General features: G+C 35.8%; 18 protein-coding genes. 4 read left to right on the forward strand and 14 right to left on the reverse strand.

Annotation, left to right across the window (positions count from 1 at the left end; translation table 11 throughout):
• Nucleotides 1–61 precede the first annotated feature (61 nt).
• Nucleotides 62–1,405: an ammonium transporter gene (locus BM143_RS09025; protein ID WP_090024182.1), complete on the forward strand. Its 1,344-nt coding sequence runs from the start codon at nucleotides 62–64 to the stop codon at nucleotides 1,403–1,405.
• An 84-nt stretch (nucleotides 1,406–1,489) separates the two neighbouring features.
• Here BM143_RS09025 and BM143_RS09030 read toward each other — a convergent pair whose 3' ends face one another.
• Both BM143_RS09030 and BM143_RS09035 read right to left on the reverse strand, forming a co-directional pair.
• Nucleotides 1,490–2,113, reverse strand: a complete 624-nt coding sequence (locus BM143_RS09030) for an FMN-dependent NADH-azoreductase (protein WP_228430737.1) — start codon at nucleotides 2,111–2,113, stop codon at nucleotides 1,490–1,492.
• A 59-nt stretch (nucleotides 2,114–2,172) separates the two neighbouring features.
• The gene (locus BM143_RS09035) at nucleotides 2,173–2,751 is read right to left on the reverse strand and encodes a Crp/Fnr family transcriptional regulator (protein ID WP_090024183.1); all 579 of its coding nucleotides are present in this window, start codon (nucleotides 2,749–2,751) and stop codon (nucleotides 2,173–2,175) included.
• A 188-nt stretch (nucleotides 2,752–2,939) separates the two neighbouring features.
• Here BM143_RS09035 and BM143_RS09040 point away from each other — a divergent pair, with 188 nt between their 5' ends.
• Entirely contained in the window at nucleotides 2,940–4,358 is a 1,419-nt protein-coding gene (locus tag BM143_RS09040; protein ID WP_090024184.1) for an L-serine ammonia-lyase, read from the forward strand.
• A gap of 209 nt (nucleotides 4,359–4,567) precedes the next feature.
• On the opposite strand, the gene BM143_RS09045 is transcribed toward BM143_RS09040, so the two are convergent.
• The 3 genes from BM143_RS09045 to BM143_RS09055 are packed head-to-tail and all read right to left on the reverse strand — an operon-like array spanning nucleotide 4,568 to nucleotide 7,069.
• Nucleotides 4,568–6,199, reverse strand: coding sequence for a serine hydrolase domain-containing protein (locus tag BM143_RS09045; protein WP_090024185.1), 1,632 nt, complete (start codon nucleotides 6,197–6,199; stop codon nucleotides 4,568–4,570).
• 5 nt (nucleotides 6,200–6,204) lie between these two features.
• A complete protein-coding gene (locus tag BM143_RS09050) occupies nucleotides 6,205–6,789 on the reverse strand; it encodes a YIP1 family protein (protein ID WP_090024186.1) in 585 nt (194 codons plus the stop codon).
• A 7-nt stretch (nucleotides 6,790–6,796) separates the two neighbouring features.
• Complete coding sequence (locus tag BM143_RS09055; protein WP_090024187.1) at nucleotides 6,797–7,069, reverse strand: DUF2089 family protein; 273 nt, start codon at nucleotides 7,067–7,069, stop codon at nucleotides 6,797–6,799.
• A gap of 346 nt (nucleotides 7,070–7,415) precedes the next feature.
• On the opposite strand from BM143_RS09055, the gene BM143_RS09060 reads away from it, so the two are divergent.
• The gene (locus BM143_RS09060) at nucleotides 7,416–8,093 is read left to right on the forward strand and encodes a hypothetical protein (RefSeq protein ID WP_090024188.1); all 678 of its coding nucleotides are present in this window, start codon (nucleotides 7,416–7,418) and stop codon (nucleotides 8,091–8,093) included.
• A 167-nt stretch (nucleotides 8,094–8,260) separates the two neighbouring features.
• Here BM143_RS09060 and BM143_RS09065 read toward each other — a convergent pair whose 3' ends face one another.
• The 9 genes from BM143_RS09065 to BM143_RS09105 form a co-directional block, all read right to left on the reverse strand.
• On the reverse strand, nucleotides 8,261–9,103 hold the full coding sequence (locus BM143_RS09065) for a prephenate dehydrogenase (protein ID WP_090024189.1): 843 nt from the start codon (nucleotides 9,101–9,103) through the stop codon (nucleotides 8,261–8,263).
• A gap of 201 nt (nucleotides 9,104–9,304) precedes the next feature.
• The gene (locus BM143_RS09070) at nucleotides 9,305–9,790 is read right to left on the reverse strand and encodes a hypothetical protein (protein WP_090024190.1); all 486 of its coding nucleotides are present in this window, start codon (nucleotides 9,788–9,790) and stop codon (nucleotides 9,305–9,307) included.
• A 146-nt stretch (nucleotides 9,791–9,936) separates the two neighbouring features.
• Nucleotides 9,937–10,368 (reverse strand): hypothetical protein, encoded by a 432-nt coding sequence (locus tag BM143_RS09075; protein ID WP_090024191.1) that lies wholly within the window; start codon nucleotides 10,366–10,368, stop codon nucleotides 9,937–9,939.
• 100 nt (nucleotides 10,369–10,468) lie between these two features.
• On the reverse strand, nucleotides 10,469–11,203 hold the full coding sequence (locus BM143_RS09080) for a hypothetical protein (protein ID WP_090024192.1): 735 nt from the start codon (nucleotides 11,201–11,203) through the stop codon (nucleotides 10,469–10,471).
• Nucleotides 11,204–11,253: 50 nt separating this feature from the next.
• Entirely contained in the window at nucleotides 11,254–12,207 is a 954-nt protein-coding gene (locus tag BM143_RS09085; RefSeq protein WP_090024193.1) for a hypothetical protein, read from the reverse strand.
• A 47-nt stretch (nucleotides 12,208–12,254) separates the two neighbouring features.
• On the reverse strand, nucleotides 12,255–13,151 hold the full coding sequence (locus BM143_RS09090) for a hypothetical protein (protein ID WP_090024194.1): 897 nt from the start codon (nucleotides 13,149–13,151) through the stop codon (nucleotides 12,255–12,257).
• Nucleotides 13,152–13,161: 10 nt separating this feature from the next.
• The gene (locus BM143_RS09095; protein WP_228430739.1) at nucleotides 13,162–15,918 is read right to left on the reverse strand and encodes a glycosyl hydrolase 108 family protein; all 2,757 of its coding nucleotides are present in this window, start codon (nucleotides 15,916–15,918) and stop codon (nucleotides 13,162–13,164) included.
• A gap of 81 nt (nucleotides 15,919–15,999) precedes the next feature.
• Nucleotides 16,000–16,752, reverse strand: coding sequence for a DUF4280 and LysM peptidoglycan-binding domain-containing protein (locus tag BM143_RS09100; RefSeq protein ID WP_090024195.1), 753 nt, complete (start codon nucleotides 16,750–16,752; stop codon nucleotides 16,000–16,002).
• 4 nt (nucleotides 16,753–16,756) lie between these two features.
• On the reverse strand, nucleotides 16,757–17,773 hold the full coding sequence (locus BM143_RS09105) for a hypothetical protein (RefSeq protein ID WP_090024196.1): 1,017 nt from the start codon (nucleotides 17,771–17,773) through the stop codon (nucleotides 16,757–16,759).
• A gap of 310 nt (nucleotides 17,774–18,083) precedes the next feature.
• Between BM143_RS09105 and BM143_RS09110 the strand changes: the two genes are divergently transcribed.
• Nucleotides 18,084–18,734 (forward strand): hypothetical protein, encoded by a 651-nt coding sequence (locus BM143_RS09110; RefSeq protein WP_090024197.1) that lies wholly within the window; start codon nucleotides 18,084–18,086, stop codon nucleotides 18,732–18,734.
• Nucleotides 18,735–19,118 lie beyond the last annotated feature (384 nt).

Here is a 19,118-nt window from a genome sequence, read left to right on the forward strand (position 1 = left end):
TTAAAAATATATGTTTTTCTAAAATTTATGTTTAATTTTGATAGGGTTAAATATAAACTGTATGAAAATTGGTTTAAAATGGATCGTTTCATTCTCGGTCATTACCCTTGTGGCATTCGGAGGACTTTTTTGGAGCCCGATCGTTGATTTTCCCAACACCGGAGAATTTCTTGGCGAAGATAAAATTGTGGGAGCCGACGTAGCATGGATTTTGGCAGCAGCGGGTCTCGTATTACTTATGACACCCGGCTTGTCGTTCTTTTACGGAGGAATGGTTGGTAAGAAAAATGTAATCTCTACCATGCTGCAGAGCTTTATTGCGCTCGGAGTTATTTCTATTTTGTGGGTGGTTGTCGGGTTTTCTCTGTCTTTCGGGGATTCTTTAGGATTTGAGATCAATGGAGTGCACTACGGGATCATCGGAAATCCGCTGAGTTATCCATTTTTTAGTCGTGTAGGGGTGTTGCCTCATAAAACGATGGCTTCTACTATTCCTTTTGTGCTTTTTGCCCTTTTTCAGATGAAGTTTGCAGTGATTACACCTGCGCTTATTACCGGTTCTTTTGCCGAACGGGTTCGCTTCATTTCTTATCTTCTGTTCATGGTGCTTTTCAGCATTTTTATCTATACACCACTTTGTCATATGGTGTGGCATCCGGACGGACTTTTAAATAAATATTTCGGTGTAAAAGACTTTGCAGGCGGAACTGTCGTTCATATGAGCGCCGGATTCGCTGCTTTGGCCGGAGCTTTGGTTCTTGGAAACAGAAAAAATCCTCACCATGAGCCTTCCAATATTCCTTATGTTCTCTTGGGAACCGGAATGTTATGGTTCGGTTGGTTTGGGTTCAATGCCGGATCTGCTTTAAGTGCAAATGCTTCTGCAGCCATGGCTTTTGGAACCACTACAATTGCGTCTGCCTCTGCGATGATGACCTGGATTTTTTTCGACAGGATCAATGGCAGAAGTGTTTCTGCACTGGGAGCGTGTATTGGTGCTGTAGTCGGTTTGGTTGCGATTACTCCCGGCTGTGGCTTTGTCACTATTCCGGAGAGTCTTTTTATAGGATTTGCTGCTGCTATCGTTTCCAATCTGATGATGAACTGGAAAGCGTTGAAGAAAATAGATGATACCCTTGATGTTTTTGCCTGCCATGGAGTAGGAGGGATCATGGGAATGATCCTGACCGCTATTTTTGCCCATGGTGAAAATGCTAGCCTTCTTCATGGTGGAATTGGTGTTTTTGGTCATCATATGGCGGCTTTGGCTCTTGTTTCGGCTTTTACCTTCTTTGGTTCGCTGCTTTTATATAAAATTACAGATTCCATCATTACATTGAGGGTTTCCGAAGAATCTGAAGAGATGGGACTCGATCTTTCTCAGCATCAGGAGAGTTTCAAGTGATGGTAATTAAAAGAAAATCAGGGCACAGTTGATAGCCGAATACCCTGATTGTGATATTGAAATTAAAAGGATAGTTTCTAAATCCTATTCAATAGACTGGACGGCACTGAAAATGTTATCTTTTGATTTTTCAAAGACCTCACCTCCAAATTCTTCATTGTCTAATGAGAAAATACGAATGTCTTTAACTCCCATAATTCCGAAAATATGTTTTAAATAGGGCGTTTGAAAGTTGATATGTCCGTTCTTTTCATTTTCTCCGTATCCGGTATCGCCGCGGGCAGATAATATAAATGCTTTTTTGTTTTCGAGCAAACCAACATAGTCTCCATCGGGAACTCCTGACCTGAATTTCCAGGTTTCATTGATCCGCATTACCTGATCTATATAAGCTTTTAGACCACTTGGAATTGTCCAGTTGTACATGGGAGTTCCAATGACATAGATGTCGTGCTCTTTAAGCTCCTGTACAAGCTCATCGCTTATTTGTAATGCTTTTTGGTTTTCTTCTGTTCTGTCTGCCGGCTTTTTGAAGGCTCCAGCGATCCAGGCTTCGTTAATGTTAGGAATACTGTCGATGCCTGTTTCCCGGTACGTAAATACATCAAGAGGATATTTGCTTTTCCAGTTTTCGACAAAAAGTTGAGTGAGTTTTCGGCTGTAAGATCTTTCATTTCTTACACTGGCGTTGATAATCAATACTTTCATTATTATAAATTTATAACAGCAAAATTCCTGATTATTCATTCCTTAAAAATTGATCTAGTTCAAGAGGATTTATTTTTTTTTCGTATTCGGCTAATAAATTCGGCGGAGACACCTAAATAGGAGGCAATCAGATATTGCGGAACCCTGGAGACAATATCCGGATAAGTATCGAGGAAATCATAATACTTCTGCTCAGCTTTGTACATATTGTTGAATACGATCCTTTTCTCAAGAGTTCCCAGATAACTTTCTAAAATAATCCTGAAGTATCTTTCCAGAGAAGGGATTTCCTGCAGCATTTTTTGAAAAGACTGATGGCTGATCTGCAAAAGGCTTGTTTTTTCTACAGCCTGGATATTGTAAATAGAAGCATTTTGTTTAGAAAAGCTGGAGATATCCGTTGCCCACCAATGGTCTATAGCTAAAAAAAGGATCTCTTCATTTCCGTTTTCAGCATTGATGCAGAAGGCCTTTAAAACCCCTGAAACAATATAGCTGTCATAACGGCAAATTTCTCCGTTTCTTAAAAGGAATTCGCCCTTTTCCAATGTTTTTTCCGTCCAGAAGCTTTTAAAAATAGCAATTTCTTCAGGACTTAAGCTGACATGCTGACCAATATTCTTAATTAATGTATCCATTCGAAATGATTAAAAAGTGAGGAATTTTATAATAGGTTGAAGAGGTAACACTGTACACAGCTAATTTACAAAATACGTATTAAAGGCGTCTCATGATTTGTGAACTGTTATGAATTCTAAGATCCGGGGATGCTTTTATTGGGATTTATCGCGTATCTTTGTTGTAAGAGGAAAATGAAGAATTATCTATGGAATCAATATCGGTTTTTGAGATTATTAAAGTAGGAATAGGCCCGTCCAGTTCGCACACGATGGGACCATGGAATGCAGCTTCTGCATTTATCAGAATTATAAAAAGGGAAAGATCCATTGCTGAAGTGAAGGAAGTTTTCCTTGAGTTTTTCGGTTCTTTAGCGAAAACGGGAATCGGGCACGGAACGGATATTGCCGGAATGCTTGGATTAAATGGTGAGGATTTTACGACCATCAATACATCAAAAATTGATGAAAAAATAGAGAAGATCAAAAAAGACCAGATCATTAATCTGGGTGGAGAAAAAGAAATTCCTTTTATCTACGGCTATCACTTGATTTTAAATATGCAGAAATCCCTTGATTTTCATCCGAACGGAATGATTTTCAAAGCTGTTTTTGAAGACGGAACCGAACTGGTTCAGGATTTCTATTCTGTAGGCGGTGGTTTTATCGCAAGCCAGGAAAAAAACTCCATAGAAAAACATTGCGTCCGAACACTGTATCCTTGCCATCACGGTTCGGATATTGTAAAATACTGTGATAAACTGGGATTGAAAAAGTTTTCAGATCTGATTATGATCAATGAAGAAAGCTGGAGAACCCCGGAAGAAACCAGACTACAAGCGCTTAATATCTGGAAGAATATAAAAGAATGCATCTACAAAGGCGTTAATAAAGAAGGCATCCTTCCCGGAGGCCTGAATGTGACCAGAAGAGCGGCAGGAATCAACAGAAAACTTTTAGGAGACAAAGTCTATAAAAATATTGATGAGTGGTTCCAACAGGTCGTTGATGCAGAAGAAAACTTCACCAATATCAATAAATGGATTGCGTGTTTTGCCCTGGCAGTGAATGAAGAAAACGCAAGTTTCGGAAGAATTATCACGGCACCTACCAATGGAGCCAGCGGAGTTATTCCGGCGGTTTTAATGTATTCGCAGGCCTTTACGGAATGTACCAGCGAAGATGATATTGTACGATTTTTACTTGTTGCCGGAGAGATCGGAACTTTATTCAAGAAAAATGCCACTATTTCTGCGGCAATGGGCGGATGTCAGGCAGAGATCGGAGTTTCGTCAGCGATGGCTGCGGGAGGATTGACGGAAATCTTAGGCGGAAGCATCGGACAGGTCATGATGGCAGCAGAAATTGCCATGGAACATCACCTTGGACTGACCTGTGATCCTATCAAAGGTCTTGTACAAATCCCATGCATTGAAAGAAATACAATGGGCGCAATGAAAGCCATCACAGCCGCAAATATTGCTTTGGAAAGTGATCCGACAAAAGCAAAAGTAACGCTGGATGAAGTGATCCAAACCATGTGGGAAACAGCTTTATCGATGAGTGACCGTTTCAAGGAAACCTCAGAAGGCGGACTTGCCATTGCAGTCAACGTTCCTGAATGTTAAAAGAAAAAGTATACTGTTTTACATATAAAATCCTTAGATGATGAGTCTAAGGATTTTTTTAGATCGGTATGGCAAAAATTAAAAAATTCAGAGATTAGGAGATTGAGAGATTAAGTTGGGTTTTAATTTAAAACTTGTAATAAGAAAATAATTTTGACATATCTTATCTTCTCAATCTCCTAATTTCTCAATCCCTTAATTCTTTATAACTACTTTTTATTCAACAAATAAGTCTTCCCTTTCTGAATCAATTGCATTTGCTTGCTTTCTGGCATGAAGAGCATGACAATGTCAGCTTGTTCAAACCTGTATTTATTTTTTTCAATATTTTCCAGCGGAAATTCAGGCTGTCCTTTTCCCTGTGCATACAAGATTCCGTCTTTAGAAAATATAGTCAACGGAATCGGAATTTCTTTTGTTTCATATTCTCCGGCATATTTCTCCAGATCAGCATCTGATTTTGTATCAAATGACGGATATTGATAGTCTCTTCCATACAATTGATTTAAAATTCCCACGTATAAATCATTGTGGGCTAAATTTTCTCCATTAACGGTTACCGCAAAAGAAAGTTTGTCCGTTGGCTCATAGTTTAATATAGAGTGAGAGCCGGCCGTGTCGCCACCATGTCCGTAGGCAATGATGTTGTAGAACGGTACTTTCATTATTCCCGTCCCGAAAAACTTCTCTTCTTTATTGGAAGTCATCATTTCCAGGGTTTCCTTTTTTATGAATTTTCCATTGAATAAAGCATCAATAAAGGTATTCATATCCTCCGTAGTGGAAGTAATATCTCCTAAGCCAATGCAGTTGTGGAAATCGAAATCCGCCACTTCTTTCCAGCTTCCATCTGTAAATTTGTAGGATTTAAAGACATTTTTAGGATTGTCCAGTACAGAGAATGTATGCTTCATTCCTGCTTTTTCAAGAATATTCTCTTTCAGGATGACATTATAGGGTTTCCCAGACAGCTTTTCCAGAATTCTGCTTAAAAGAAAATACGCTGAATTGGAATATTTGGTTTTCTTTCCCGGTTCAAAACTTACGCCCAGTTTTTTAATTTCTGCAATGATTGCCTTGTCTCCAACTGCTTTTCCGAAAAGCCAGTTATCCTCTGGTTCACCTACATAATCACCGAGTCCGCTCGTATGGTTCAGCATCTGCTGTATGGTAATTTTTTGAGCGTTGGGAATTTCAGGATAGTATTTTGACAGCTTATCATTCAGTTTAAGCTTTCCGTTTTCAACCAATTGCATCAGCATCACAGCCGTAATCATCTTACTGATGGAGCCTATCTGATATTGAGTGTCTTTATCGTAAGTCACATTTTTTAGTTGTGACTGTCCAAAATCTTTGTGGTATTCCTGGACGCCATTTCTGAAAATAGAAACACTCCCGATCCCCTGATTTTTTGCTGCAATATAATTCAGGAAATCATCAATTTTTTCCTTGTTAATGGCCTTTCCGTTGAGATACTGTGCTTCAGTATTTTTAGAAACCGGATGATTTCTGAACAGATTTAAAGGAAGTATTTTTCCATTCTGATTCAGATTTCCTTCAAAATGATCCTCTTTGAAAACACCTTTGTAGCTGGCATTGATTTTTTTAATGTCAAAACTAAGCTCATTGTTACTGAAAGCCGTTTTGTCTACAGGAATGTCATCTTTGCTTTGCTTAGGACTGTTGAGCTGTGAGGTGTATCCTTCAGGCCCTTTTTTAATTTTCAGTACGACGGGAAGTTTCATCGTCTGGATATCCACTTCACCGTTCCAGGTTCCCTCGATTTGGGCGTGACAAATGTGTGCCAGAAAGACCAGCACAAGTAAGAGTTTGATTTTCATGATATTTAGATGTATTTAGATAGTAGAATTTGACATACCAAAGTCATAATCATGGATACCGCTGCAAAAAGAACGATATGCTGCCATTTTTTGATATTGGTTGCTGTCTTAAAGCCGTTATAATAAAGGGTTATACTATAGATTAAAATAATAATGGCAAACGATGCCATAGTCAGGGTCACGGCAATGTCTAAAACGGGTAACGGATCAGAAGGATGGGTCTGATGAGCGATCACTTTTTTCTGAGATTCTTTTACAAATGATAACCTGTCTGTTGCCTGCAGGAGAACCAGTAGAAGCTGTGAAATTAATACGGTATTAACGATATCAATGAACCTTGTTTTGCTGTTTAAAATCTTACCCAGTACAAATAGAATTACGATAGCATACGAAAAACTGATTAGGGTAGGAACAGCTACAGCCTGAACGGTCACCTTATCTAAACTGTTAATCCTATAAATACTGCTGAAATAAGTACCTGTCCAGTAACCCATCAAAATAGCCAAAGCTGTTGCCAATATCCCAACACCGAGCAATACCTTATCATCAAATCTTTCAAAAGGATTAAAAATTGTTTTCCAGTTCATCATGGTGAGTTTACAGGTTAGTTTTCAGTTGTCCGACTTTAGTGATCAGATCGTCCATTTTGTTTCTCATGGTCGGGTAGGAAAGGCCCGCTTGTTTCGCCATTTCTTTAATGCTTCCGCTGGAAAGGAAAAAATTAAGAACAAACTCCTGCTCTTCACGGTTTAGCTTAAGCAGAACGGGAAGCTCGTAATCGCCGCTTACCTCCGTTTTACAGTTCGGGCATTTCATCTGGCTTACATTTAAAGTATTGTCACAACTTGGACAGACAGTTGGCAGTTTCATCAATTAATTTTTTACGAAAATACTATTTTTTTTAATAAAGTTAAAATATTTTTTAATAAAGTTAAAAAGTTGATTATGAAAAGAGGTGGCAGATAGTAGGTCGCAGGTTGCAGGTAATAGGTGGTCAAAGTTTGAAAGTACAGCCTTTGATGTATTACTGAATGCATAGAAAACAAGGATAAAAGCACCGGATATCAATAAAATTGTTGTAAAATCCCGTTACCCGTTACCCGCGACCTATAACCTGCTACCTACTACCTGCTACCTACCATCTGCCACCTTCCACCTAAAAATAAATTTGCATTTCCGATAAAAACAGATATTTTTGCCTGAAAAATTAACAATCATGAAAAAATTCTTTACACTGCTGTGTATCGGTGCCTCTTTGGCTGCCTATTCTCAAATCAGTATTCCTGAAACTTCTCCGAAAGGAACGATTACCACTCAAAACGGAATGACTATTCAGTATAAGGATCTTAAATTCATCAAAGGAAAAGTGACCTACAAAAATGTGCAGAACGGAGCAGAGGAATTTCTCTATGAAAACTCTGTGAAAGCGGTTCAGGAAGCTAGTCCAAATGAAATTGAAAAAATCCCTACTGAAACTCCTGTAGCAACGGTGTCTGAACCGAAACAGGAAAATCCTAAACTTACCGAAAAGTATGATATCAAAAATTATCTTCTTCAGAAGCAGGATTCAGGATATATGAAAGGAAGAACGGTCAATAACCTGGGAACAGCATTTGTTGTCGGAGGAGCCGCCTGTTTTGTGGTAGGCGGGGTTCTGAATCTTTCCAAGGCTAGCGATACGAACGTAAGAAACGGTGAACCAAAAAATGGATCTCCTGTGCCTTTGATCATCGGTCTTATCGGAATGGGAGTTGGGGTTACGCTGAAACTGGCAGGACATTCCAAAATGAAAGATGCCATTAATAACTACAGAAATACCGCTGCATCAAAATTTACTCCAAGCTATTACGTTGTGAATAACGGTAATGGAGTGGGACTGATGATGAAGTTTTAAGAAGGTGGCAGGTAGTAGATGGTAGGTTGCAGGTGATAGGACTCGATAAAAAAATTATTCGTATTCGGTGTCTTTTATCACTATTTTTTGCATTCAGTAATAAAATCAAAGGCTGTACTTTCAAACTTTGACCACCTATTACCTGCAACCTGCTACCTACCACCTAATTACCTCAATATTCCTCTGATCCTGTTCGCATTGGTAATCAGTTCTTCTAGGTACTCATAGTTTTCTTTTTCCAGCGCGGCTTTGAATTTTCTGAGTTGGCTGATGTGCTCGTTCAGAACATCCAGAACGTTTTCCTTATTTTGTTTAAAGATAGGAACCCACATTTCGGGATGCGATTTCGCAAGACGTACCGTACTGGAGAAACCGGAACTGGCCAGCTGGAAAATGGTTTCCTCTTCACGCTCTTTTTCCAAAACGGTATTGGCCAGAGCGTAAGATGTAATGTGTGAAATATGTGAAATATAGGCAGTATGGATGTCGTGGTCTTCTGCGTTCATGTAGATCAGGTGCATGTCAAGGCTTTCTGCTACTTTTTCTGCCAGTTGAAGGGCGTCGGGTGCGGATTCTTCTTTATTGCAGATCACTCCGGCCTTTCCTGAGAAACTGTTGGAAACCGCAGATGCCGGACCACTGTTTTCAGTACCCCACATCGGGTGAAAAGCTACAAATCTTGAGCGTTTTGGATGGTCTTTGACCGCATTTACGATTCCTGCTTTTGTAGATCCGGCATCCATCACGGTTTGTTCATCGGAAATCAAATCGAGGACATCAGGCAGCAGCTTTCTGGCCGCGTCTACCGGAACGGCAATAATGATAAAGTCAGCATTTTTAACGCCATATTCAAGGTCTGTACCTGCGTCTATAATATGAAGTTCCAATGCTTCGCGGATATGCTCCTGATTGTTATCGATTCCGTAGATGAAATCTGCAATGCCTTTTTCTCTTAGTTTTAAAGCCATTGAACCCCCGATTAAACCTGCACCAATAATACTAATTTTCATCTTTTTAAATTTTTTAAAATAAAAAACCCCGTCCTAGGACGAGGTTTTAAGTTATGTTCATAAGAATCCTAGCCCAGATTTGAGTCAAAAATTCTATAATAATATGTTCCGTTATTGAAATTCACCAAGCGAAGGTATAAAATATTTTTTAAACTCAGGATATTTTTGGTTTAAATTATCACGTGACCTATGAACGCGGTTTTAATCTGCGCTGTGAATAATCGTTCTTTTAACGTCCTTATTCTGCTGTTCCAGGCTTATAGTTGTTACTCCGCCTTCAAAAAAGAATTCAATGTCAGTTTTTTTAGGACCAACGGTGTAAGTTATGGAAATAAGGCCATCTTGGTTTATTTCTTTTGTCGAATTTGCTTTAGGAAGATTGGCCAATAGCAGTTCTGATTTTTCTACTTCTTTATCTTTGATTGTTCTTCTGTAAACTTCATCAATAGAAGTATTTTTAAAGATGCATTCCATCTCAGTTTCGTATTCCACCTGTTTTTCAGTACATTCTTTTTGGGTGAGAATTCCCTTGGTTTCAGTAATAGGTGTATTTTCAACGGCTGGTTTTATAGCCGTAGCGCTGTCTTTTTTAACTGTTACGGTAGTTTCATTGACTGTTTTTTTTGATTCATTTTGACAGCCTGTAAACACTAAAAGACCAAGGCAGAAGAAACTAATTTTTTTCATGGAGAATAATTTGAATTTATAGGGCTTAAAAATAATGAATATTCTTCTTTAAAGTTGATTAAATCTGGGGTTTAAAAGTTTTTAAAAAAATGACTAGATACAATGGATTATTGTTGCTGTGGAGCTATTTTTATTGAAAGGATTCTCTATTTGTATATATTTTTTTCTTTCCTGTAATAGAATCCGAACCATGTTAAATTTATTTTTGACTCATTAATAATTTCCAAAGTTCCAACAGCCTTTTTATTATCAAGGTTCTCCCAATTTTGCATTTCATCAGGAAGTGGAATGATAGGTGGAAAATCTGTGAAATAAAGCTCGTACTTATTGACTCCAATTTTCTTTAATTCCGCATTCATTGAAAACCTGCCTGTAATGGTGAATTGGGCACTGTTAAGATTTGGCAAAAAAACAATACTATTTTTCGAATTGCAATTAAATGTCCATTTACCATCAATCTTTTGTAATGGTGCAGATGTATTTGTAGTTTCTGTTTTTGGCTGTAGTTTCGTTGAATTTTGTTTACAATCCAAAAAAATGAATGCACTAAAAATTGGGATTGCTATATATATCTTCATTTACTTAATCTGTTTATAAAATGGTGCACCATGGAGTCAGTTATTTATATTAAAATTTGTCAGTTTATAAAACTCAGTGACACTTATTTTGACATGGAAATTATTTTACCAAATCAATGATATTATTATTGATCATCTTATTATAATCCCCTTCAAAAAGCCCACTTTTATACTTCTTGTAATATTCGATTTTTGATGTGGAAAATTCATAATATAATCTGTCTTCTTTTTCATAGTATTTTCCGTCAGAGTAGTTTGGATAATTTTTATAATCATTATCATTTTTAATAATATATTTATCCGGTATCTCTAAAATAATATGGTCGTTTACTTCATATATGTTCAATATGTCTGAGTAATTAACGTTTGATTCCTCATATTCAGGCTTCCAATACATTACTCTTTGCCCAAGTGGATATAAGATTTTGTTTTTATATAGATATAGTTTCCAGCCAAAATGATTATCACCATTTATTGGGAAGAATATCACGTAATTTTTAGAAGTATTTGAAAAATATATTGTTGGTGTTGAGGTTTCCAAATCTTCATTATTAATTTTCCTAATGATAGCTTTTTCAATATCATTAAAAATAAGCATAATGAGTTCATATCTATTTTTATCAGCTCCTTCAATAGTTGTATTTGAAATATTGAAGTTTTCACAGTTTAATACATAATTAGGTGGATCAGAATTCTCTTGATTACAATTAACTTTAACTAATTGAATTAAGTTTTCTGTAATATTTACCTTATTTGAAACTTCTTTTTTATTTTTTCCCTGTCCATTACAGCTTTGTATTGTGACTATTAATAATATGAGAACTATTGTTTTCATTTGGAATATAAACGGTTTATATTATAATTTCAATGACTATTTTTTTAACATTATTTCAATTTGTGCAAAGGCATTTCATTATTCCCAGGATTGATAAAGTATATTGGGCTTCCTGAAATAAAGTAATTGTTGTCATATTTCTCAATACAAATAATCCCCATATCTCCAGAAGTATTATTGTAATTTATTTTAATTTTTCCATTATTGACTTCTTCAGCTTTTAGTGGAGAATATTTATTTTTCCTTCCTTCTTCGGTGAGATCTACGGAAACATCCTCCAATGAATTTATTGTTATATCAAAAATGGTTTTTGCCTCGTCTCTATTTGATGCTTCAAAATGATATACTCCTTTCCAAAAATCAATATTGCTTTTCGTAACATTATTATCTTTCAAAAAAGATTTTTGTTTTACTAAACATATCTTGGCTGAAGAATTTATTTTATAATGCTCCCATTTTTCAACATTTGCTCCGGATTCATCTTCTGCTACATCTAGTAAATAAATTTCATTTTTATCAAGATAGTAATACTTTGTTTTTACGGTTAATGATTCTGAATAATTAAGAGATTGGTAAATGACAATTGAATCAGATATAGTTTTATTTTTTTCTATATACAGTGTTATTTGATAGCTTAAATCAGCATTATTGTTTTTAGAAACTGAATTTTTGATGAATAATTCTGTATTAGAATTAAGTTTCCCAATAATATTTTTTTTATTTATAGAATTTAATTTATCGTAATCAAACTTAATTTTGGATAAAGGACATTTTGCATCATCCTCTTTAACTTGTTTTTCAGATCTATCAAAAAAAATAGTATTTAATTTGCAAGTTGGGTCGATAGAGCTTACAAAATTCAAATCTGAAATTAATACATCACCACTCCAATTTTTATTAAAAGAAATTTCTTGGGAAATAGAGGGTTTTGAAACGTTTTCTAGTGCCTTTTTGCAAGAGAATGAGCTTATAAATGATAATAAAATAACTAGATTTTTCATCATGTATTAGTAGATTTCGTTAATAATTTTAAAGCTTACACTATTCCCAATTATTTTTTTATATTAAAATTTCCTTTATCACTCAAAGAGTATGATTTAATTAATTTTCTCTTATCATCTTTCTCTGAATAAATGAAAATTTCATCTATTTCATTAATAGAAAACACAGTTGTGTCATCGCTATCGCCGTTACTATTAGCAATTTCTAAACCGTCTATTAATTTTCTTCCCTTAATTGTGATAAGGTATAGTAAATCACTTTCTCCACTAACATTATTTACAATATATAACTTATAATCTCCATTGGAAGGCAATTCTGCTATTGCATCTATACCTAATTGATATTTTTGTAGAAATAATTTTTTGATATTATTATCATTTAGAATTTCCAGTTTAATCTTTTCTGTAAAATTTTTATAATCTATAGGGAATATACTTGACGATTTAATAGATTTTGTCAACTCTTTCGAATTATTTTTGTCTTCCTCAATAGTTTCCTCTTTTTTTAAAATACATTTGTTAGGAGCATAATATTCTCCATTTGGGATTTCCAATATTTCCCAAACTATGCCGTTACCAGTTCTCTGTATAAGACAAACTCCTTTGCTCGGATTAAAAAAGCTGAAAAAATTACCAACATATGCATTTTTTTCTATGTTAAAAGCGGTTTTTATATTAATATTTTTTTCAAAATCACAATCAAGCTTTTGTCCATTATTATAGACCGCACAATACTGTGCATATAAAGAATCTTTAGTGATTCGCAAAATTTTCAAAGTAAACTCTTGGCTTTTATCTTCTGATTTCCAACGCCATATTTCGGGGATATTATTTTTCTTGCTTAAAACTATACTCTTTACAAATCTATTATCTTTAGAATCATGCTTTTTACATGAAGCTGTTATACCAAGAAGGAAAGTCAATACTAATAAAAATCTATATATCATAATTTAAAATCTATAGTTGGTAATTTAAACATTTGTCGACTCTAATTTTAAGTCCATTTAAATAATCTTCTGAAAACCATTTCTCCGAGGCTCCATAGTCGTAATAAGCTTTTCTTATTTCGCTTATTCGTTTGAGTAACTTTTCTTGATCTTCCGGTTGATTTAGCGCATTTGCAGTTTCTTGTCCCATACCTCCATCTATAGTAATACTTTGGCCAAATTCACTAACTAATAATTTTTGAACTTCTTTAATGGCTCCTCCGGAGGTAATAGTCCAGTCATAAATCATAAGAGCTATTTTTAAATTACTAATTTCACAATATCCTTTAGGTTCCCAATATCTTTTTCTATAAATAATGGTTGCTTGTTCTTCTGTAATTTTTTTTTGATTTTCTTGTGTTGGCTCTACTCCTAAATCTTCCTTTGCATATTTTTTCCATACAGGCCATGATATTCCCCTATTGGTAGGATCCCCTTTGTCTTTAGATGGTTCGTTTTTATATCCTCCTTCATGTTTTAAAATAATCGGTGCTATTTTTTTGAACTTATCTTCGCAGGGGTCTGAATTTGTTGTGATTTGTTTGTTTTGTTGAGATTGATATGTTTCATAGCAAATGCAAGTATTTGTGTAACCTAATTCTACTGCTAGCTGAGCAATACTTTTTCCATTTAAATTTATCGAATTTTTACAAAAGTACTTATCCTGAAGATAAACTGAATCAAATTTTCGAACATCCATATGTATCCAACTAAAAGTATGATCATATCTAAGATTGCCATTCTTATCATATAATAAGTCAATAGGCTCTATTGAAAATAAATTGGGATTAGGCCATTCTTTTTGAGCACCTAAATATTTTATAAATATACTATCTCTTATATTTCTTAATTCTGCAAGATTCTTCTTTTGAGGACCTCTTATTTGCCATTTGCCTTTACTGAACTGGATATCAATCGCTTTTCCTTGATGGTTTGTTGTTAAATAGTTCTTAAATCTGCATCTATATCCTGAAGAAAAAGAATCAATTTTATATGTTTCATTTTTACTAAAATAAAACTGTAAAGCTTTAAATCCAAATAAAAGTGATCTGTGTATACCAGGATATTCATACATATGAAAGGCTTCATCTTGAACATTTTTTTTATACATACCTTGTCCAGTGTTATCTCCAAAGTCTTTACAATTGTTGATTTCCTCAATGCGTCGAATCTTACTTTTTACCTTTTTATTTTTTGTAGTACAGCTACATTTAAGTTGATTCCATAATGCTGTATTAATATCAAAATTTTTAGAAAACTCGTCAATAGCTCTTAAAACATTTCCACATACCTTGCCTGTTTCGGAAACTTTCATGTAATCTTTCTGGAATTGCTTAATCATTTTTTCAGTTTTATCTGTAAATTTATCTGTTGGGACATTTCCTCCAAAACCAGCTAAACGGATATTAATTTCCCTTATTAGCTCACTAGGTACAGAGTTTTTGTCAATACAATATTTACCACCACATGCCTTACTACTTGTTTTCACCTCTCCCTTCACCACCGCCGGACTCCTCACATTTTCCACTTCCATCAGGCCATCTGAATCTACACCGAATCTTTTGGATTCTGCCGAAAAATCAATGGAAATTATTTCAATAAAATAATTCTGTTCATGGGCATCCGGATCACCGATGGGAAGATCTTTTCCTTTGTCGAAAACACTTTTAGTGATCACAAATCCTGAGGTAGTGTCACATACATCAGCTGGAATTTTAATATTTCCGCTTCGGTAGATTTCATCGTGAGAACCTGTATCGTATTCCCAGATTACGTATTGAATATGCTTTCCAACCATATTTTTGGAATGGATTCTTACTCTTACCTTATCTCCGACACTAACTTTTGACAGTTCCTTTCCGGAATCATTGATGAAAACGGCATCTAAAATATTGCCTTTCGGATCAGGTTGCTTTGTCCCTCCATTTTGCCCGGCTGGAAATTTGGGCGTGTCTGGTTTTGGTTTAGGGCGGGGTTTTGCCGGAGGTTGTCCGCTTTTATGATCCGGGTTGACGACATCTACATTCACTTTGCTGGCTCCCTGTATTTTTCCGTAATAACTTGCGGTAACATAATATTCGTGATTGGCTCCCTCATTTTGACTGCCTCTCATCAGAAACATATTGGCGATCTGTCTGAGAATTTTTTCATCGGACATCAGTGAGATTCTTACCTCTGCAATCCCTTTTTCATTAACTCTTGCTTTATAAACCTTATTCTGGCGGTTGTTTTTATTGACAGCAGGATCATGGCCTTTTCCCGCTGCATCGTCTTCCCACAGTTGAAACTCTATTTCTTTACCAAACATAGCAATACAGTGGGCCTGTGCCGTTAATGTATCACGATAGCTCGCCTTGTTCACATCTTTTCTATTTCTGTTGAAGAGAATAACTTTGTCGATCTTTGATATTTTCCCTGCTGCAGGAATCAGTACAAGAGTTCCTGCCAGCTTTTTCGAGGCAGGTGTTCCGGGAAGAAGTCCTTGCTGGGTTTCATATACTTTTATTTCAAACTCAATTCCTGTTGCAATTTCACCAAATTGATAAGAAACTTTCTTTCCTGTTTTTGGAGTTCCCGTAATATCTTTCCAGGTGCTGTTTTTCTGCTTTTTGAAAAGATGCCATTCATAGCTGCTGTTAAAGCCTCCAAGGATATTAAAAGCATTAATTTCATAATCGTTACTCGTTCCAACAATCGGATTCTGGGGACCTGTTATTATTCCTGTCATGGCTTAAACGTAGTATTGCTGGTCATTAATATCCTCTTTAAACTCATCATAATCCACCACCGGATTATAAACCTGTTGCTCCTACGTATCAGCATTGGAGGCCTGGGACTTACCGATTTCGCTTTGCTGGCCATGTTTAAGAATGGTGATTTTTCCACCGGTACTGCATATGAGTTCTGAGATTTCGGTGAGACAGCTTTTTCCCATGACTTTCACATTTTCGTAGGTTTTTTGCCATTTTCCCGCGGGTGCATAGGCGCAGGGAAGATAGCCGGTGGATGAAGGTTTCAGCTTACACTGCCCGAAAGGTTGAGCTGCAGGATCAAACTGAAGATCATCTTCCGTAACAGCCAGATAATCTGGATGTCCTTCGGCATCGTTCCAGTAATGTTTTTCATGGCTGGTGACTTTGAATTTTGGAAATGTAAATCCCTGATTGCACTGAACGGTTGCTTTCTGAATAATAAAATATTTACCGTCATGAGCATCAGAACCCCAACCATTGTTTTGATTGTCTTCTTTTTGATCATGTCCTTCTTTTTCAGATGACTGTTCGTCTTTTGCTGTCTGCCAATTATCTTCACCGGCCATTGAATCTATATTTTCTTCCTCTTCAATATTTTCAACCTCTTCCTGAGATTGATTTTCCTCAATTATAAACTGTGGATATTCAGGGATGAGCACTGTTTTTCCGGGAACGGGTTGTTCATGCATAATATCTTCTTTGGGACAGTGGAGATTGTGATAGGTTTTTAAAATAGCCTCATCTTTCAGTCCGAATTTCTTTGCGAGCAAGCCAAAAGTGTCGCCTTTCTGGATAATGTAATTTTTCATGCAATCATTGTGTTATGGTGATACTGTGTTTTTGAACCAGAGCATCTTCATGCCATAGACTCAGCGATGATTCTGCCCGGAACAGGTTTTTGTGATGTTTATGGGTGGTGTATTGAAGAATGATCTCTCCCGAAACAGGTTCCTCTTCCGCTGCTTCAAACCGGATCCCACGTTTCAACTCCTGAAGGCTGCAGGAATCTATGATTTTTCCTTTTAAAACAGTGACAATATAATCGGGATCTTCGTCTTCATATTCAGCTTCCATAAGGCATTGGACAGGAAAAGAATTTTGAAAAAAACAGAACTTTTCAGTCCAGGCCGATCTTTTGTGGAACCAATCCATTTTTGGAAATAAAGTTTGAAAAAGCAGGGTAGACCTGAATTGTCGTAAAAAATATTCACGGTCAGAAATATTATCCAGAAACGTATCCAAATACATCTTAGAAACAGATCCTGTAAAGAATTCCTCCAGGTCTGTACGCTTTTCTTTAAACTTTTGAATCGTGCTTTCATGATCGGCAAATCCAATAATATTTCCGGTGTCAGAAAGGATAAAATCGATCGGCATAATACTTTCTATGCAGGCTATTGAAAGGCTTCCTGTTTTGTCATCAGGTATTTCGCTATTGATTTTAAAATTCTTTTGATTAAATGTCAGAACATAATGGTTTTCAAATTTACACTCACAGATACCTACCTGAACAGTGTGATTTATCACTAAATAATTTTCCATAGGAGCTTCAAAGGTTTCACTGATGTGATACGTAGACAGAAAAAACGAATCGGGAAGTTGAATAGGAGGGACTGCTTTTTTCTTTTCCTGGTCTTTTTGCTTTTCTGTTTTAAAGTTCAGCGGTACGAGAAGCTGTTGAATACCATTAAGGTTTTCAAACCATAGGGTATCTATCCTTTTGCATCGGGAATTGTGAAAAAGCCTGAGCTCTTCGCTGGTCATGCCCAGTCGGAAGGATACAGAATGAAGCGTATCTCCGTTTTGGACTTTATATTCAAAAAAATCCATTTCTATCAATTGTGAATTATGGGTTAAATGTAATAAAAAATGGTATTCAAAATACATTTTCAATGCTAATTTTTTAAAATTATAGAGGTATTGCAATTGTATTCGTATTAATTTTATGTTATTTAAAGTTTATAATCAATAAAATAAGTAATTAATCCCCTTGTTGATAATAAAATTTTATTGATGTTTTACTTTTATACTTCAAAAGATGTTGTTTGTAGAAGAGGTGTATGTAAGCTTTATAGTAAGTCTTTCGTATTTAAAGAATTGACTAGATTTGTAAAATAACCGGTCCAAAAACACAATAATTATGAAGACTCGTTTTTTCTACACTTTGTTGATATTAATAGTTTCTGTAAGTCTAAGCCATGCAGAAACCTATACAAAAGATATGGAGAACCTTTTTTCCATAAAATCGGATACTGTAAAAATCAAAGAGTCTTTCAACCAGGATGATACTTCCGTTAATGAATTTTTGACAGACAGGTTGAAACCTATCCGCAGCAATTTCAAAAGAATCAATTCTATTAAAAAATGGAGTTCCATAAAAAAGAAAGACATAGAAGGAGAATCTGCCGAAGGCGGTGAAGCGGTATTTTATGAGCAGAAAGGACGTCTGAAGAAGGTAACGGCAAGACTGTACGGAGAAATGGGGCAGGTGCTCACCGAATATTATCTGCTGAATGGAAAGTTGTCTTTTGTTTTTGAAAAAATCTATACCTACAACCGGCCTATGTTTTATGACATCAAAGCCATGAAAGAAAATAATGACACGGAAGCTTTTGATTTTGAAAAATCAGAGATAGAGGAGAACCGGAATTATTTTGAAAAAGGAAAACTCCTTCATTCAATCAATAGCTTAGATTGTGGAGCGCCTTTCAGTAGTGATTATATAGCAGAAGAAGAGAAAAGATTTTCGGAATCATTTCAAAAACTGTTGAAGCTGAGAAGTCAGAAATAATATAATGTAACAATGTATCCGTCTAGCAGTTTACCAATGATTTAATCAATCAATATTTTAAATCATACATCAACGCATCATCAAATCATCTCATCAACAAATCGCCACATCACCATCTCTGCAGATTCCCCGGCAGCACACCCTCTGCAGGAAGGTTTAGCCGCCGGATCTACAGTTCCGGTTCAGTACAGGTCAACGGGATTTAGAGTATACTTATCAAATTTATTTTGCTGACCAATACCGGAAACGGAAGTTAATATGGACTGTGTGGACTGTTGTTTTTTCGTTAAATAAAAGATATCATTCTGTGCAATCTGTTCAATATTGTTACACTTTTACATTGGTAAATTGTTACACTGATACATTGTTACATTATTCAAAAAC

Origin of the sequence: Chryseobacterium oleae (assembly GCF_900115055.1) — a bacterium.
Lineage (GTDB): Bacteria > Bacteroidota > Bacteroidia > Flavobacteriales > Weeksellaceae > Chryseobacterium > Chryseobacterium oleae.

Bases quoted from the DNA above. Each gene is read 5' to 3' on its own strand.
- BM143_RS09025 (WP_090024182.1), top strand. From the start codon at position 62: ATGAAAATTGGTTTAAAATGGATCGTTTCATTCTCGGTCATTACCCTT.
- BM143_RS09030 (WP_228430737.1), bottom strand. From the start codon at position 2,113: ATGAAAGTATTGATTATCAACGCCAGTGTAAGAAATGAAAGATCTTAC.
- BM143_RS09035 (WP_090024183.1), bottom strand. From the start codon at position 2,751: ATGGATACATTAATTAAGAATATTGGTCAGCATGTCAGCTTAAGTCCT.
- BM143_RS09040 (WP_090024184.1), top strand. From the start codon at position 2,940: ATGGAATCAATATCGGTTTTTGAGATTATTAAAGTAGGAATAGGCCCG.
- BM143_RS09045 (WP_090024185.1), bottom strand. From the start codon at position 6,199: ATGAAAATCAAACTCTTACTTGTGCTGGTCTTTCTGGCACACATTTGT.
- BM143_RS09050 (WP_090024186.1), bottom strand. From the start codon at position 6,789: ATGATGAACTGGAAAACAATTTTTAATCCTTTTGAAAGATTTGATGAT.
- BM143_RS09055 (WP_090024187.1), bottom strand. From the start codon at position 7,069: ATGAAACTGCCAACTGTCTGTCCAAGTTGTGACAATACTTTAAATGTA.
- BM143_RS09060 (WP_090024188.1), top strand. From the start codon at position 7,416: ATGAAAAAATTCTTTACACTGCTGTGTATCGGTGCCTCTTTGGCTGCC.
- BM143_RS09065 (WP_090024189.1), bottom strand. From the start codon at position 9,103: ATGAAAATTAGTATTATTGGTGCAGGTTTAATCGGGGGTTCAATGGCT.
- BM143_RS09070 (WP_090024190.1), bottom strand. From the start codon at position 9,790: ATGAAAAAAATTAGTTTCTTCTGCCTTGGTCTTTTAGTGTTTACAGGC.
- BM143_RS09075 (WP_090024191.1), bottom strand. From the start codon at position 10,368: ATGAAGATATATATAGCAATCCCAATTTTTAGTGCATTCATTTTTTTG.
- BM143_RS09080 (WP_090024192.1), bottom strand. From the start codon at position 11,203: ATGAAAACAATAGTTCTCATATTATTAATAGTCACAATACAAAGCTGT.
- BM143_RS09085 (WP_090024193.1), bottom strand. From the start codon at position 12,207: ATGATGAAAAATCTAGTTATTTTATTATCATTTATAAGCTCATTCTCT.
- BM143_RS09090 (WP_090024194.1), bottom strand. From the start codon at position 13,151: ATGATATATAGATTTTTATTAGTATTGACTTTCCTTCTTGGTATAACA.
- BM143_RS09095 (WP_228430739.1), bottom strand. From the start codon at position 15,918: ATGACAGGAATAATAACAGGTCCCCAGAATCCGATTGTTGGAACGAGT.
- BM143_RS09100 (WP_090024195.1), bottom strand. From the start codon at position 16,752: ATGAAAAATTACATTATCCAGAAAGGCGACACTTTTGGCTTGCTCGCA.
- BM143_RS09105 (WP_090024196.1), bottom strand. From the start codon at position 17,773: ATGGATTTTTTTGAATATAAAGTCCAAAACGGAGATACGCTTCATTCT.
- BM143_RS09110 (WP_090024197.1), top strand. From the start codon at position 18,084: ATGAAGACTCGTTTTTTCTACACTTTGTTGATATTAATAGTTTCTGTA.